Annotated in this window: 15 protein-coding genes and 2 tRNA genes; 5 read left to right on the top strand and 12 right to left on the bottom strand. The window is 64.5% G+C overall.

Going from position 1 to position 14,406, the window contains the following annotated elements; genetic code table 11:
- Position 1: 1 nt before the first annotated feature.
- Complete coding sequence (locus tag ACCQ10_RS02760) at positions 2 to 2,266, top strand: ATP-binding protein (RefSeq protein WP_372362136.1); 2,265 nt, start codon at positions 2 to 4, stop codon at positions 2,264 to 2,266.
- A 554-nt stretch (positions 2,267 to 2,820) separates the two neighbouring features.
- On the opposite strand, the gene bfr is transcribed toward ACCQ10_RS02760, so the two are convergent.
- From bfr to ACCQ10_RS02745, 3 genes are all read right to left on the bottom strand, one after another.
- Positions 2,821 to 3,291: a bacterioferritin gene (bfr, locus tag ACCQ10_RS02755; RefSeq protein WP_039408039.1), complete on the bottom strand. Its 471-nt coding sequence runs from the start codon at positions 3,289 to 3,291 to the stop codon at positions 2,821 to 2,823.
- 373 nt (positions 3,292 to 3,664) lie between these two features.
- Positions 3,665 to 3,874, bottom strand: a complete 210-nt coding sequence (locus ACCQ10_RS02750) for a (2Fe-2S)-binding protein (protein WP_039408037.1) — start codon at positions 3,872 to 3,874, stop codon at positions 3,665 to 3,667.
- Positions 3,875 to 3,954: 80 nt separating this feature from the next.
- On the bottom strand, positions 3,955 to 4,572 hold the full coding sequence (locus tag ACCQ10_RS02745) for an RNA pyrophosphohydrolase (RefSeq protein ID WP_047693410.1): 618 nt from the start codon (positions 4,570 to 4,572) through the stop codon (positions 3,955 to 3,957).
- A 118-nt stretch (positions 4,573 to 4,690) separates the two neighbouring features.
- Here ACCQ10_RS02745 and ACCQ10_RS02740 point away from each other — a divergent pair.
- Positions 4,691 to 4,767, top strand: a tRNA-Met gene (locus tag ACCQ10_RS02740).
- A gap of 52 nt (positions 4,768 to 4,819) precedes the next feature.
- Positions 4,820 to 4,894: transfer RNA gene (locus tag ACCQ10_RS02735), tRNA-Gln, on the top strand.
- Positions 4,895 to 5,348: 454 nt separating this feature from the next.
- Here the strand turns inward: ACCQ10_RS02735 and rpsI are convergent.
- Both rpsI and rplM read right to left on the bottom strand, forming a co-directional pair.
- Positions 5,349 to 5,741: a 30S ribosomal protein S9 gene (gene rpsI / locus ACCQ10_RS02730; RefSeq protein WP_005990700.1), complete on the bottom strand. Its 393-nt coding sequence runs from the start codon at positions 5,739 to 5,741 to the stop codon at positions 5,349 to 5,351.
- A 2-nt stretch (positions 5,742 to 5,743) separates the two neighbouring features.
- Positions 5,744 to 6,172: a 50S ribosomal protein L13 gene (gene rplM / locus ACCQ10_RS02725; RefSeq protein WP_003483082.1), complete on the bottom strand. Its 429-nt coding sequence runs from the start codon at positions 6,170 to 6,172 to the stop codon at positions 5,744 to 5,746.
- Between the two features lie 184 nt (positions 6,173 to 6,356).
- Here rplM and coq7 point away from each other — a divergent pair, with 184 nt between their 5' ends.
- A complete protein-coding gene (gene coq7, locus ACCQ10_RS02720; protein WP_372362135.1) occupies positions 6,357 to 7,010 on the top strand; it encodes a 2-polyprenyl-3-methyl-6-methoxy-1,4-benzoquinone monooxygenase in 654 nt (217 codons plus the stop codon).
- A 50-nt stretch (positions 7,011 to 7,060) separates the two neighbouring features.
- Here the strand turns inward: coq7 and ACCQ10_RS02715 are convergent, their stop codons facing one another.
- Positions 7,061 to 7,375, bottom strand: coding sequence for a DMT family transporter (locus ACCQ10_RS02715; protein WP_166743688.1), 315 nt, complete (start codon positions 7,373 to 7,375; stop codon positions 7,061 to 7,063).
- Positions 7,376 to 7,537: 162 nt separating this feature from the next.
- Entirely contained in the window at positions 7,538 to 8,332 is a 795-nt protein-coding gene (gene speD / locus ACCQ10_RS02710; RefSeq protein ID WP_005990692.1) for an adenosylmethionine decarboxylase, read from the bottom strand.
- Between the two features lie 137 nt (positions 8,333 to 8,469).
- Here speD and crp point away from each other — a divergent pair, with 137 nt between their 5' ends.
- Positions 8,470 to 9,162, top strand: a complete 693-nt coding sequence (crp, locus tag ACCQ10_RS02705) for a cAMP-activated global transcriptional regulator CRP (protein WP_029218612.1) — start codon at positions 8,470 to 8,472, stop codon at positions 9,160 to 9,162.
- 393 nt (positions 9,163 to 9,555) lie between these two features.
- Here the strand turns inward: crp and ACCQ10_RS02700 are convergent, their stop codons facing one another.
- The 5 genes from ACCQ10_RS02700 to ACCQ10_RS02680 form a co-directional block, all read right to left on the bottom strand.
- A complete protein-coding gene (locus tag ACCQ10_RS02700) occupies positions 9,556 to 10,272 on the bottom strand; it encodes a haloacid dehalogenase-like hydrolase (protein WP_047693412.1) in 717 nt (238 codons plus the stop codon).
- Entirely contained in the window at positions 10,265 to 11,062 is a 798-nt protein-coding gene (gene trpC, locus ACCQ10_RS02695) for an indole-3-glycerol phosphate synthase TrpC (protein ID WP_372362134.1), read from the bottom strand. The genes ACCQ10_RS02700 and trpC overlap by 8 nt, the downstream gene beginning before the upstream one ends.
- A 141-nt stretch (positions 11,063 to 11,203) precedes the next feature.
- Positions 11,204 to 12,241, bottom strand: a complete 1,038-nt coding sequence (gene trpD / locus ACCQ10_RS02690; protein WP_184553261.1) for an anthranilate phosphoribosyltransferase — start codon at positions 12,239 to 12,241, stop codon at positions 11,204 to 11,206.
- A 122-nt stretch (positions 12,242 to 12,363) separates the two neighbouring features.
- Positions 12,364 to 12,996, bottom strand: a complete 633-nt coding sequence (locus ACCQ10_RS02685; protein WP_372174040.1) for a flavin reductase family protein — start codon at positions 12,994 to 12,996, stop codon at positions 12,364 to 12,366.
- A gap of 178 nt (positions 12,997 to 13,174) precedes the next feature.
- The gene (locus ACCQ10_RS02680; protein ID WP_039413282.1) at positions 13,175 to 13,753 is read right to left on the bottom strand and encodes an anthranilate synthase component II; all 579 of its coding nucleotides are present in this window, start codon (positions 13,751 to 13,753) and stop codon (positions 13,175 to 13,177) included.
- Between the last annotated feature and the right edge of the window lie 653 nt (positions 13,754 to 14,406).

Here is a 14,406-nt window from a genome sequence, read left to right as displayed (position 1 = left end):
CTTGGTTGCAGTCGCCGCACTCGCCGCAGCACTGGGCGCAGGCCTGCAATGGAGTGCCGTCCCGGGCCCGTGGCGCGCGCTGACCGCCGCCGCTGCCGCGCTGGCCGTGGTGTTTGCCGGCTGCGCGGCCGTGGCGGCCTATCGCAGCGTCCGCCTGCAGCAACTGCTGGCGCAGCGCCTGGAAGAAGCCGACCTCGCGCGCGAGCGGCTGCAGCAGGAACTGCAACGCCACGGCGAACTCGAGCAGGAACTGCTCCGCGCCAAGCAGGCAGCCGAAGCCGCTGCGCTGGCCAAGGGCGAGTTCCTGGCCACCATGAGCCACGAAATCCGCACCCCGCTCAACGGCATCATTCCGATGCTGGAGCTCATCTCCAGTGGCCAGCTCAGCCTGGACCAACGCGACATGCTGCAGACCGCCACCGGCAGCTCGCTGCAGTTGCTGCGCATCGTCGACGACATCCTCGATTACTCCAAGCTCGAAGCCAACAAACTCGAGCTGGAAATCACCACATTCAACCTGCGCGAGCTGCTCGACGGCGTCGTGCAGCTGCTGCAGCGCACCGCCGAAAGCCGCCAGCTGCGCCTGGGGCTGGACATCGAGCCATCGGTGCGCCTGCTGGTACGCGGCGACCCGATCCGCCTGCGCCAGGTGCTGGGCAACCTGATCGGCAATGCGATCAAGTTCACCGAGCGTGGCAGCATCGATATCCAGCTGCGCCGCCTGGGCGAAACCCGCGCCCAGCATCTGTTGCGCTTCCAGGTGCGCGACACCGGCATCGGCATCGCCCCGGACCAGCAGGCGCGCCTGTTCCGCTCCTTCGCCCAGGCCGACGCCTCCACCACCCGCCTGTACGGCGGCACCGGGCTGGGGCTGGCCATCTGCAAGCGCATCATCGACCTGATGGGCGGCCGCATCGGCGTGGAATCCGAGCCCGGGCGCGGCGCCACGTTCTGGTTCGAGATTCCCTTGCTCAAGGTCATCGGCGACCTGCAGCAGGCCACTGGCGCCGATACCGCGCGGGTCATGGTGATCAGCTCCGATGCGCGCCTGACGCAGCGGCTCAAGCGCCTGCTCGACAGCTGGGGTGTGTCGCATGTGCTGATGGAAACCACCCAGGACGCGCTCGAACGCGTGCGCCGCCACAGCGACGGCGAAGGCTTCCGCTGCGTCATTGCCGACCACGACACCCTGCGCTACAGCGCGCGCGCCGTGCATCGCGCGCTGGCCCGCGCGGAGGACAGCAGCGGCTCGCAGCTGATCTGGCTCTACGGCGACGAGCCGGTGCCCGCCGAACTGCAGGACAACGCCAGCCTGGTCCCGCGGCAGAGCCCGGACGAACTGCTGCGCACGCTGGTGCTGCCACCGGAGCCCAAGCCCGTCCACGCACCTGCACTGACGTCGGCGATGATTCCCGAGCCGCTGGCGCCGCCCATGGCCAATGCGCGCGAGGTGCGCATCCTGCTGGTCGAGGACAACCCGGTGAACCTGCTGGTGGCGCAGAAGCTGCTGGCGGTTCTGGGCTTCGAGGCCGACACCGCCACCGACGGCGAAGCGGCACTGAGCCGCATGGAATCGACCCGTTACGACATGGTGTTCATGGACTGCCAGATGCCGGTACTGGACGGCTATGCCGCCACCCGCCGCTGGCGTGCAATGGAAACCGAAAGCGGCGGCCGCCCGATCCCGATCGTGGCGATGACCGCCAACGCCATGGCCGGCGACCGCGAACGCTGCCTGGCTGCCGGCATGGACGACTACCTCTCCAAGCCGGTCGCCCGCGAGCAGCTCGATGCCTGCCTGCAGCGCTGGCTGCCCCGTCAGCCGTTGCTCCCGGGCCCCACCAGCGGTGCAGCGCCGGCCGATCCCGAAAGCGCCAGCGCCGGCGCCCAGGCCCGCGCGCTGCCGATCCTGGACAGCAGCGTCATCGACGAGCTCTACGAAGTGGCGGGCGCCGACACCATCACCATCCTGCAGCTGTTCCTGGACGACGCCCCGGGCATCATCGAACAGCTGGAAGCTGCGGCCGCCAACCGCGACAGCATGCAGCTGCGCGACCTGGCCCACACCCTCAAGTCGTCCAGTGCCAACGTCGGCGCCCTGGCCGTGTCCAACGCCGCACGCCGCATCGAACTGGCCGCGCGTACCGGCACCATCGAACGGCCCTCGGTCATGGTCGCCCTGGTCATCGCCGAATACGCCCGCGCCCGCCTCGCCCTGCTGGGCCAGGTCGCCCGCCTGCAGGCCGCAACCCGCGCAGCCGGCTGACGATCGCCATCTTTACGGGATTCGGGATTCGGGATTCGGGATTCGGGATTCGGGATTCGGGATGCGGGATGCGGGATTCGGGATGTCAGACGTCTGACGTCTGACGTCTGACGTCTGACGTCTGACGTCAGTCAGATGTTGCCAGAAGCTGGCGCATGACTAAGCCCCTCTCCCGCCGGGAGAGGGGTTGGGGTGAGGGTACGGGGCAAAGCCACCCGCAATTCACACCCATCACTATGCACGCACCGAGCTTTGCACCAACACGCAACGCGAACCACTGCCAACAGCATCAAGTGACAAACACTCAGGCGCCGACGCGCATTCCCGCCTGCGTAACCATCGCGACGACGCACCGAACAACAAAGAACGCATCACACGACAGGGGTGCACCAAGTCCATTCCCCACCGGAAGATGCATGAGGTGCAGCTACGCGCGAAGCATGCAATTCAGGCGCGAAGCCAGACGCCCGAAGCGAAACAACGACCAGCAGCCAACCGCTCTTACCCGGCCCAACTGCCCATCACCAACTCAACAACCTGCGCCCACCGGGCGCTCAGTCATCCAGCTTGGTCAGCAGGTAGTTCGGCTCGCCGATGCGCGCCACCAGATCAAGCTGGGTTTCCAGCCAATCGATGTGCTCTTCTTCGGACTCCAGGATATCCACCAGCAGCTGGCGGCTCACGTAATCACCGACGGTCTCCGCATACGCGACGGCTTCGCGCAGCACGACCACCGCCTCGCGCTCCAGCGTCAGGTCGCAGCGAAACATCTCGGTCGGGTTTTCGCCGATGCGCAGCTTGCCCAACGCCTGGAAATTCGGCAGTCCCTCGAGAAACAGGATGCGGTCGGACAGCTTGTCCGCATGCTTCATTTCATCGATGGATTCCTTGTACTCATGCTCGGCCAGTTCCTTCAGGCCCCAGTTCTTCAGCATCTTGGCGTGCAGAAAGTACTGGTTGATCGCAGTGAGTTCGTTGTAGAGCACCTTGTTGAGGTACTCGATGACCTTGGTATCGCCCTTCATGCGATGTCTCCGAGACAGTGAGCCGGCCGCACTTTAACGCGTTGGCGCAAGGCATGAAGGAACGCGAATCGTGATCAGTTGCGTGATGCCCGCCAAGACCAACGAGGCCATCTCTAGGGGCGAGCGGGCTGCCCCCGGCAGTCATGGCAACGACCGCAGCGAAGCACTTGCCGATGCGCGAGCTGCGATCAACGCAAGCGCAACCGCACCACTCTAGAGTCAATGACACAGCACCACGATGGAGTCCAGCGACCTCGTCTCTGGCCTGGGCAGAAGTCCGAACGTAGCCACCCGATAGCGCGGCTATGCAGTGGGGCGATCCACGGCGGGCCAGGAGACGCCGCCACGACCGACCGCCGCACAGCAGGTTCCCTCAGGCAGCGCTTGCCAGCCCCACCAGCGGTAGCGGCAGCGCACGTGTTGCGTGCGCCTGGTGCAGCAGGTCGGCTGCCATGTCCAGGCAAGAACCGCAGTTGGAGCCGCAGCCGGTTCGCATGGTTAGCTCGGCCAGGCTGGCGCAGCCGTTGTCGGCCGCTTCGCGGATCTGGTGGTCGGTGACCCCATTACAGATGCAGACGTACACGGTATCGGTCGGGTGCTTGCGATCCGGAGAGGACCGGCACCGATTGCACCGCAAACGAGAATAGGTGTCAATTCCAAACGTTAATCATTATTAATCCGCACTTGGCGAGGCCCGCCCCGCTTGCGTGGGCGTTTGCGCGGGCTGTCGTGACCGGCCGCACTGCTGCCCGGCAACCATGCCTCCAGCGCACGCTCCGGCATGACCCCGACCGCTGCCGGCCCCGCCAGATTCTGCGCGAGCGGCGCCAGATGGCGCAGCGCACGCGCATAGACCCCGCGCTTGAACATCACCACGTGCTCGACCGGGTACCAGAAATCCACCCAGCGCCAGTGGTCGAACTCCGGCGTGTCGGTATGGTCGAGCTTGAGATGGGATTCGTCGCCGGTGAACTGCAGCAGGAACCACACCTGCTTCTGCCCGATGCAGACCTGCCGCTCGTTGCGGCGCACCGCCCGGCTCGGCAGGCGATAGCGTAGCCAGCCGGGCGTGGCGCCGAGCAGTTCCACATGCTCAGGCAACAACCCGGTTTCTTCGCGTAACTCGCGGTACATGGCTTCGACGGGCGTCTCGTCGGTATTCATGCCGCCTTGCGGGAACTGCCAGCCGTCCCTGCGCACACGTCGTGCCCAGAACACCTGACCGTCCTTGCGCATCAGCACAATACCGACGTTTGGCCGGAAGCCGTCCGGATCGATCACGATGCGGACTCCTGAAAATCTACTGTCACCGACTCTGCCACGGCGACGCCCGGCTCACAAGCTGAAAACGAAATGCTTGACAACGCCCGGATGCTTCGTAAGAATTGCCGGCTCCCTAGGCTATGTAGCTCAGCCGGTTAGAGCACAGCACTCATAATGCTGGGGTCGGTGGTTCGAGTCCACCCATAGCCACCAAGGTATCCAGGCCTGCCCAGGCATGCGATACTCTGGGACAACACGTTTTTATTGCCCCGTCGCCAAGCGGTAAGGCACCTGACTCTGACTCAGGCATTCGGTGGTTCGAATCCATCCGGGGCAGCCAGGCACAAAAGGTCCGATCGAAAGATCGGGCCTTTTTTGTTGCCGCCATGACCCGGCTCGGCCGTTCGCAGAGCAACGCGCCCGACAGCGCAGCCACCTCCACCCAACCGATACCGGGACAGCCACTACGACGTCGCCCGAGCTGATCGCGCTCATACGGGACGACCGTCAGGCAACCGAAACCGCCATCGGCGCATTACACACGAAGCAGCGCCGCGCTGCCGTCTGGCCCTCCGGACGCACGGCCGCACCGACCGACGCATGCGCGCCATGCCGCTTCGCCTCCCTGCCCGCGACTACTGCCGTGCCACGCCAATCGATTGGGGCAAGCCCTTACCTTGCCATTGCCCTACGCGGGCATGCGCATAGGGATCGCCCAAAACGACAAAAGCCCGGCAATGCCGGGCTTTTGAAGCAGCGGCCCCGGGGAACCGGGGCGCAGCAAACGCGATGGATCAGCGCTTGGAGAACTGGGTCGCGCGACGTGCCTTGTGCAGACCGACCTTCTTACGCTCGACTTCACGGGCGTCGCGGGTCATGAAGCCGGCCTTGCGCAGCTCGGACTTCAGGGTTTCGTCGTACTCGACCAGCGCACGGGCGATGCCCAGACGGATCGCACCGGCCTGGCCGGTGGTGCCGCCGCCGGAGGCGGTGACCAGGATGTCGAAGCTCTCGGTGTTCTTGGTGAGCTCGAGCGGCTGACGCACGATCATGCGCGCCGTCTCACGGCCGAAGAACTCGTCCAGCGGACGGTCGTTGACGGTGATCTTGCCGGTGCCCTTGCGCAGGAACACGCGAGCGGTGGAGGACTTGCGGCGGCCAGTGCCGTAGTTTTGCGTGATAGCCATGATTAGATATCCAGAACTTGCGGCTGCTGGGCGGCGTGCGGATGCTCGGCACCCGAATAGACCTTGAGCTTGCGGTACATGGTGCGGCCCAGGGGGCCCTTCGGCAGCATGCCCTTGACGGCGATTTCGATCACGCGCTCCGGGTGGCGCTGCAGCGCCTGCTCCAGGCTCTCGGTCTTCAGGTTACCGATGTAGCCGGTGAAGCGGTGATACTTCTTGTCTTTCAGCTTGTTGCCCGTGACGACGATCTTCTCGGCGTTGATCACCACAAGGTAATCGCCGGTATCGACGTGAGGGGTATAAACCGGCTTGTGCTTGCCGCGCAGGCGGCGGGCCAGTTCGGTGGACAGACGGCCGAGCGTCTTGCCGGCGGCGTCGACGAGATACCAATCGCGCTGGACGGTCTCGGACTTGGCGGTGAACGTAGTCATGAGAAAACTCTTGAGTGGTCGGGCGGATTGCAGCGGCCGAAGACCACTGGAACTTTGCCACGCGTTGTGAAGGCGAAACAGAAGAGGCGGGATTGTACGCGCCAGCCCACCGCGGCGCAAGCTGCCCCCCCGCAACGAGTGGCGGACGGTTGGCAGCGAGTCGGCCGGGGGCCAGAATCTCTGCATGACCCAGACCTCCCCTACCCGACTGCAAAGTCCGCTCGACCGGCTGCTGGTCGAAGCCCAGCGCGCGCTGGAGACCGTCTTCGGCAACCCGCCTGCCGAGCGCCCCAATCCCGCCGCCGACACCCCGGAGGCCGCCTTGTCACCCGACCAGCGCCGCCATGCCGCCGGCCTGATGCGCATCAACCACGTCGGCGAAGTCTGCGCCCAAGGCCTGTATTTCGGGCAGGCCGCGGTCGCCCGCGACGCACATACCCAGCACCATCTGCTGGAAGCCGCGCAGGAAGAAACCGACCACCTGTCCTGGTGTGCCGATCGCCTGCACGAGCTGAACAGCCGCCCCAGCCTGTTCAATCCGCTCTGGTATGCCGGCAGCTACGCACTCGGCGCGCTGGCCGGGCTACGCGGGGACGACTGGAGCCTGGGCTTCGTGGTCGAGACCGAACGCCAGGTGGAAGCCCACCTGGACGAGCACCTGGAAACCCTGCCCGCGACCGACCAGCGCAGCCGCGCAATCCTGCGCGTGATGAAGATCGACGAAGCCCGCCACGCCGATCAGGCCGAGCAGGCCGGCGCACGCCTGCTGCCGCCCCCCATCCCCACCGCCATGGCGCTGGCGTCCAAGCTGATGAAGACGGTGGCCTACCGGCTCTAGCCGGGGTCGGGATTGTCGAAAGTGGGGCGCCGGCCCGTGCAGCGGGCTGACTAACTGACCAACTTCAACCCGATCACGCCGGCGACGATCAGCCCGATGCAGGCCAGCCGTGACCATGAAGCGCTGTCGCCGAACAGTGCGATGCCGGCGATGGTCACGCCCAGCGCGCCGATGCCGGTCCAGATCGCGTAGCCGGTGCCTACCGGAATGGTCTTCAGGGCCTGGGTCAGGAACCACAGGCTGATGCCGGCCAAGCCAATGGTCAGCACGGTTGGCCACAGTCGGGTGAAGCCATCGCTGTACTTGAGCCCCATGGCGAAGCCGATTTCGAACACGCCGGCCAGAACGAGATAGATCCAAGGCATTGCAGTACTCCTCACAGGAAAAACGGACAAAAAAAAAGCGACCCAGTGTGTGCACACTGGGCCGCCGTCGGCTGTGGAACGCGAGGTCATCGCGTGGCGGGCCGTCCCGCCTTGATTCGGTTGCGCACCTGCAAACAGGCGCGCATCGGTCGTTCGCTGCGCTTACTCGCTCAGGTTACGCCCGTGGAACAGCTCTTCGATCTCGCGCTTGAGCAGCGTTTCGATCTTCATGCGCTCCTTGAACGAAAGGTTCTTTGCACGCTCTTCGAACAGGTACTGATCCAGATCGAAGTCTTTCAGGTGCATCTTGGTGTGGAAGATGTTTTCCTGATAGACGTTCACGTCGAACATCTCATAACGCGACTTCACGTTCTTGGCCAGGAAGTGCTGGATCGAGTTGATCTTGTGATCGATGTAATGCTTTTTGCCCTTCACGTCGCGCGTGAAGCCGCGTACGCGGTAGTCCATGATCACGATGTCTGATTCCAGACTCTCGATCAGGTAGTTCAGCGCCTTCAACGGCGAGATGACCCCGCACGTGGCGACGTCGATGTCGGCGCGGAAGGTGGCGATGCCTTCCTGCGGATGCGTTTCCGGATATGTATGGACCGTGATATGGCTCTTGTCCATATGAGCAACCACGGCATCGGAGATCAACTCCTTGCCGGCCTGCTTCTTGTCGATCACCGGCTCTTCGGAGATCAGGATCGTCACCGATGCGCCCTGCGGATCGTAGTCCTGGCGTGCGATATTGAGGATGTTGGCACCGATGATCTCGGCCACATCGGTCAGGATCTGCGTCAGGCGATCGGCGTCGTACTGCTCATCGATATACTCGATGTAGCGCTGACGCTCTTCTTCGGTACGCGCATAACAGACGTCGTAGATGTTGAAGCTCAGCGCCTTGGTGAGGTTGTTGAACCCCTGTAGCCTCAGGCGAGGCAACGGCTTGACCACGTCGGTCTGTCCTTATGGAAAGCGGGAAAGGAGTCAATTATGAGCCAAAGATCCCAGCAACGAAATGCCGATGTTGAGAATGGTTTACCTTGCATGACTCATGCCGTTAAGCTTCGGGAATTACACGCGGAACTACCATGAGCCCAGGAAACACGACGGTTGTGACTACGACGGTACGTAACGCTACCCCTTCCCTGGCGCTGGACGCGGGCACCATCGAGCGTTTTCTGGCGCACAGCCACCGCAGGCGCTATCCGACCCGGACCGATGTGTTCCGGCCAGGAGACCCGGCCGGCACCCTCTACTATGTCATCAGCGGCTCGGTGAGCATCATTGCCGAAGAAGATGACGATCGTGAGTTGGTGCTGGGCTACTTCGGGAGCGGCGAGTTCGTCGGTGAGATGGGGTTGTTCATCGAATCCGATACCCGCGAAGTGATCCTGCGTACCCGCACCCAGTGCGAGTTGGCGGAGATCAGCTACGAGCGCCTGCAGCAGCTGTTCCAGACCAGCCTGTCACCGGATGCACCGCGCATCCTGTACGCACTGGGTGTTCAGCTTTCAAAACGGCTGCTCGACACCACAAGGAAAGCCAGCCGCCTGGCCTTCCTGGACGTGACCGACCGCATCGTGCGCACCCTGCACGATCTGTCCAAGGAGCCGGAGGCGATGAGCCACCCGCAGGGCACGCAGCTGCGGGTGTCGCGACAGGAGCTGGCACGCCTGGTCGGGTGCTCGCGCGAAATGGCCGGCCGTGTGCTCAAGAAGCTGCAGGCCGACGGCCTGTTGCATGCACGCGGCAAGACCGTCGTGCTGTACGGCACGCGCTGAGAAACCGCCAGCGGTCCACGGTCGGTGCGGAGGTCGCACCGACCGTTGTTTCCGGAACGGCAAACCGGGCTGATGCAATCCAGGCTGTAGCGGGCTGATGCTTGCGCCCCCCACACCGCTGCGCGGAGCTCGTGTCGAGCTGGTGCGCAGTGCGTACGTTGCGCCTCGTCAGTAGTGCAGGCCAACGCAGTCTGTGCATGGACGTGTGCTTGCACTGGTGGCTGCGCCTTCGCGAGCCGCTGCGGTGGCGCTGACTGTCGCCGCCGCGACACGCTGGTTTCATTGCTTGCGTCTGCTCATTGCTTACGCCTGTGCTTGACGCGGTGCTGCATGGCTTGGGCTTGCGAGCCCTCAGATGTGCATCGCGTCCCGCTGTGTAGAAACAAGCGGGCCTTAAAGCGCCTTGCCGCCGCGGTCGCGGCAACCCCAGTTCAGGATCGGCGTGCCGGCAGGCAGCACCTGGCGGAACAACGCTTCGCGATTGGCCTTGGGATTGACCACCACCGGCGCGCGGGCCGCCTTCAATAGCGGCAGGTCTGCCGTGCTGTCGGAATAGGCGATGGCAATGTCGGCGTAGCCGCGCTCGCGCAACATGCGCATCTTCTCTTCGTTGTGGCAGTGCCGCCGCGCGGTGACCGCACCCAGGCGCGGGCCGACCAGGCTGCCGATCACCGGTACATCCTGATGGGCGACAAAGCCGAGAATGGCGCGCGCAAGCTCGGGCGGCGCCCCCGTGGCGACCACCACGCGGTCACCGGCGGCGCGATGGTCGGTGAACACCTTCAAGGCGTGGGGCAGCAGGCGCTGCCGGATCTGTGCTTCATGCTTGAGCACGTAGGCGTCGATGAACCGGTTGAACTCGCGCGCGCGGTGCAGGCCGAACGTGGCGATCCAGACGTAGCCGGACACGCCGCGCCGGCGGGTGGGCAACATCGCCACCATCGGCCCCAGAATGGGCGATGCCAGCAGCGCTACCAGCAGGCGCAACGGGTTGCGCTTGATCAGCCAGGCGAACAGATGGCTGCCGGAATCGCCGTCGTACAACGTGTGGTCGAAGTCGAAGACCACCAGCGGTGCATCGTCGCGCGGTGCGGGAAACGACTCAGTCATGCGCGAAGAATAGCTGACGCAGCGACTCGCCGGGTTCGGGCGCGCGCATGAAGGTCTCGCCGACCAGAAACGCGTTCACGCCGTGGCTGCGCATCAGCTGCACGTCGGCATGGGTGACGATGCCGCTCTCGGTGACCAGGACGCGGTCGCGCGGTACTGCGGCGCGCATGTCCAGGGTGGTCTGCAGAGACACCTCGAAGGTGCGCAGGTTGCGGTTGTTGATGCCGATCAGCGGCACCGGCACCTGCACCGCGCGCTCGAGCTCGTCGATGTCGTGCACTTCCACCAGCACGTCCAGCCCCAGCTGCATGGCTAGACCGGACAGGTCGGCCAGCTGCGCATCCTCCAGTGCCGAGACGATCAGCAGGATGCAGTCGGCCCCCAGCACGCGCGCCTCGTAGACCTGGTACGGGTCGACGGTGAAATCCTTGCGCAACACCGGCAGCGTGCAGGCCTCCCGCGCCTCGCGCAGGTAGGCATCGGCGCCCTGGAAGAAATCCACGTCGGTCAGCACCGACAGGCAGCTGGCGCCACCGAATTCGTAGCTGACCGCGATGTCGGCCGGGTGGAAGTCCGGGCGGATCACGCCCTTGGACGGGCTGGCCTTTTTCACCTCGGCGATCACCGCCGGGTCGCCGGCGGCGATGCTGGCCTGCATGGCGGCGGCAAAACCGCGCGTGGACGGCAGATCCGCGCTGCGCGCGACCAGCTCTGCCAATGGCACGCGCGCGCTGCGCTCGGCCACTTCGTCGGCCTTGCGGGCAAGGATGGTGTTGAGGATGTCGCTCATCGTATCGGGTCCTGGCGGGCGGGCATTATCGGTCAAGACGGCGACACCGCACCGTCGCTGCGCGCCCACCTGCACAGCATGCCTGCGCACTGGTGAGGATGCCGCGGTGTGATGGCCGGCGCAGTGCTGGCAGGTGCATGGTCAGGCCGATGCGGCGATCTGGCGGGTGAAGGCGACATAGCCGTCCAGCCGCGCGCGCGCCGAGCCATCGGCCAGCACCGCGCGGGCGCGCACGACGCCGTCTGCGATGCTCTCGGCCACACCGGCCACGTATAGCGCAGCGCCGGCGTTGAGCGCGACGATGTCCAGGGCGGGGCCGGGCACGTTGTCCAGCACCTGCAGCAGCATCGCGCGCGATTGCGCAGCATCGGCCACCTTGAGGTTGCGGCTGGCCGACATGGCGATGCCGAAGTCTTCCGGGTGCACTTCGTACTCGCGTACCTGGCCATCGCGCAGTTCGCCCACCAAGGTGCCGGCGCCGAGCGAAAGCTCGTCCATGCCATCGCGGCCCCACACCACCAGTGCGCGCTCGGCGCCCAGTTCCTGCAGCACACGCGCCTGGATGCCGACCAGATCCGGGTGGAACACGCCCATCAGGATGTTGGGCGAACCAGCGGGGTTGGTCAGCGGGCCGAGGATGTTGAAGATGGTGCGCACGCCCATTTCGCGACGCACCGGCGCCACCACCTTCATGGCCGGGTGATGCACCGGCGCATACATGAAGCCGATACCGGTGTGCGCCAGCGAGGCCGCCACCTGCTCGGGTTGGAGCTCGATCACCGCGCCCAGCGCTTCCAACGCATCGGCACTGCCGGACTTGGACGACACGCTGCGGTTGCCATGCTTGGCCACCTTCGCGCCACCGGCCGCAGCCACGAACATCGCGCAGGTGGAAATATTGAAGGTGTGCGAGCCATCGCCGCCGGTACCGACGATATCGACCATGTGCTGGCGATCGCTCACCTCTACGCGGCGCGAGAACTCGCGCATCACGGTAGCGGCGCCGGCGATCTCGCCGATGGTTTCCTTCTTGACCCGCAGCCCGGTGAGGATGGCGGCGACCATCATGTCCGACACCTCGCCACGCATGATCTGCCGCATCAGCTCGACCATTTCGTCGTGGAAGATTTCGCGGTGTTCGATGGTGCGCTGCAGGGCTTCTTGCGGTGTGATGGGCATGGGAACAACCGTGGCAGAACGTGATGGGTGGCTACGCAGGCGACGTGCGCCGCGCTCGATCAGTGTGGGAACGCGCGGAAGCTAGCAGATGTACCAAGGCCAAGCAGCTGCACCTGTGGCGATCATTGGCCTGGACGCTTCATGCGAAAGCGCGCCTGCGGCTGCACTTCGTAGTAGTCGGCCGGCCCGCCTGCGCGCAGAATCGTCTGCACCGCGGCCGGGTCGTAGATGCCCTCGTGCAGTGCCGACGCCGCCAGATGCACGCCGACGACCTCGCCCAGCACCAACCAGGTCTCGATGGCGTGGCCGGTGGCGGTCTGCAGCGGCAGCAGCTGGCTGAGCCGGCATTCAAAGCTCACCGGGCTGGCGGCAACCCGTGGCGCAGCGATCAGGCGTGATGGCGCCATCTGCAGGCCGGCAAGATCGAATTCGTCGACTTCGGAGGGCACCATCGCCGCGCTGGCGTTCATTGCTTCGGCCAGCGGGCGGGTCGCCAGGTTCCAGGTAAATTCGCCAGTGGCCTCGATATTGCGCAGGCTGTCCTTGCGACCGATGCTGGCAAAGCCGACGATCGGCGGCGTGTAGTTGAAGGCATTGAAAAAGCTATACGGCGCCAGATTGGCAATGCCCTCGGCGCTGCGCGAGCCGATCCAGCCGATCGGTCGCGGGCCGACGATGGCATTGAACGGATCGTGTGGCAGACCGTGGCCCTGGGTAGGCTCATAGAAATGGACGTTGTCGTCGGGCTGATTCATCGTGAAGCGATCTCTGGTGACTGCGACGCGCGCAGGCATTACTGGGTAGGAAAGGCGCTGGTTGCATGCGTCTGCGAGCGGCGGCGTAGCGTCTCGTAGACAGCCGCGCTCCCCACTGGTGCGTGGATGCCGATGCAAGCTGCGCCGATGACGGCCATGTGCGCGAAAACCATCGCGATCAACGCTGCAGAAAGTTTTTCAGCAGTGCATGACCGTGCTGGGTCAGGATCGACTCGGGATGGAACTGCACGCCTTCCACCGGAAACTGGCGATGGCGCAGGCCCATGATCTCTTCCACCGAGCCGTCCGGATTTTCGGTCCAGGCGGTGACTTCCAGCGCGTCCGGCAGAGTGGTCTTGTCCACCACCAGCGAGTGATAGCGCGTGGCCTCGTAGCTGTCCGGCAAGCCGGCGAACACGCCCTTGCCTTCGTGGCGAATCGGCGAGGTCTTGCCGTGCATGATGTTGCCCGCACGGATCACATCGCCGCCATACACCTGACCGATGCTCTGGTGGCCCAGACACACGCCCAGGATCGGCGTGGTCTGCCCCAGCTGTTCGATCAGCTGCAGCGAAATGCCGGCCTCGTTCGGCGTGCACGGACCGGGCGAGATCACGATGCGCTCGGGCCTGAGCGCGGCGATCTGGTCGACGCTCATCGCATCGTTGCGCACCACCGTCACCTCGGCGCCCAGCGCCTGCAGGTACTGCACAAGGTTGTAGGTGAAGCTGTCGTAGTTATCGAGCATCAGCAACATATCAGGCCTATCTATTTGTTTTTGAAAGCAGTCAATTCCAAAACTGCTTGTTAATACCCGCCCTGATACCCTCAAACTTGTCTGATACCCGAGCTGCTGGAGGAGTAAGCAACGCCGGAGCACATCTTCGCACGGGCTCGCTCGAGCTTTCGAACTTGCATCTGTAACTACCCGTGGGCACAGGACCGTCACTCGGGCTTGAAAAAATGTCTGCTGTCAAGTCTTTCATGCAGACATGCAGTGGGGCGAAAGGTCTTTTGTGGCAACAGGTTAGGCCAGATTCCGACGGTTCCTCGCCACTTATGAATTATGTGCCGCATAGGCGCTTCGCGGCAGTAAGCCCGGGGGCGGCACAGCGGGCAAATCCCTTGATCATCATAACCACGGCTTGTCGCAATCCACCGCCCAAAGCGAAAGCGTAGCCCGTGGGCTACGCTTTCGCTTTGGGCGGTGGTAAATGCGTCCGCATCGTCAGGGCTGTTTCGGTGACGCGACCTTGCACATCGCTGCTTTCCTGAATCCTCTGGTCGCAGGGACAAACGTCTCCAGCATGTTTGGGATCTTCGAGCGCAGTGGCGATCAGTAGCCCCATCGCAGTGCACAGCATCTGGATGCGGCGGTCGAGCGAGGTGGTGCGGTCCGCAGGCGCAGCC

The sequence above is a fragment of the Xanthomonas sp. NCPPB 1325 genome, assembly GCF_041477645.2.
Lineage (GTDB): Bacteria > Pseudomonadota > Gammaproteobacteria > Xanthomonadales > Xanthomonadaceae > Xanthomonas > Xanthomonas cannabis.
Note: the sequence above shows the minus strand (reverse complement) of the source record. Positions and strands in the feature narration are given on the sequence as shown.

Coding starts and splice junctions, on each gene's coding strand:
- ACCQ10_RS02685 (WP_372174040.1), bottom strand. CDS start 12,996: ATGAATCAGCCCGACGACAACGTCCATTTCTATGAGCCTACCCAGGGC.
- coq7 (WP_372362135.1), top strand. CDS start 6,357: ATGACCCAGACCTCCCCTACCCGACTGCAAAGTCCGCTCGACCGGCTG.
- ACCQ10_RS02715 (WP_166743688.1), bottom strand. CDS start 7,375: ATGCCTTGGATCTATCTCGTTCTGGCCGGCGTGTTCGAAATCGGCTTC.
- rplM (WP_003483082.1), bottom strand. CDS start 6,172: ATGACTACGTTCACCGCCAAGTCCGAGACCGTCCAGCGCGATTGGTAT.
- ACCQ10_RS02700 (WP_047693412.1), bottom strand. CDS start 10,272: ATGACTGAGTCGTTTCCCGCACCGCGCGACGATGCACCGCTGGTGGTC.
- bfr (WP_039408039.1), bottom strand. CDS start 3,291: ATGAAGGGCGATACCAAGGTCATCGAGTACCTCAACAAGGTGCTCTAC.
- ACCQ10_RS02680 (WP_039413282.1), bottom strand. CDS start 13,753: ATGTTGCTGATGCTCGATAACTACGACAGCTTCACCTACAACCTTGTG.
- rpsI (WP_005990700.1), bottom strand. CDS start 5,741: ATGGCTATCACGCAAAACTACGGCACTGGCCGCCGCAAGTCCTCCACC.
- trpD (WP_184553261.1), bottom strand. CDS start 12,241: ATGCCCATCACACCGCAAGAAGCCCTGCAGCGCACCATCGAACACCGC.
- crp (WP_029218612.1), top strand. CDS start 8,470: ATGAGCCCAGGAAACACGACGGTTGTGACTACGACGGTACGTAACGCT.
- trpC (WP_372362134.1), bottom strand. CDS start 11,062: ATGAGCGACATCCTCAACACCATCCTTGCCCGCAAGGCCGACGAAGTG.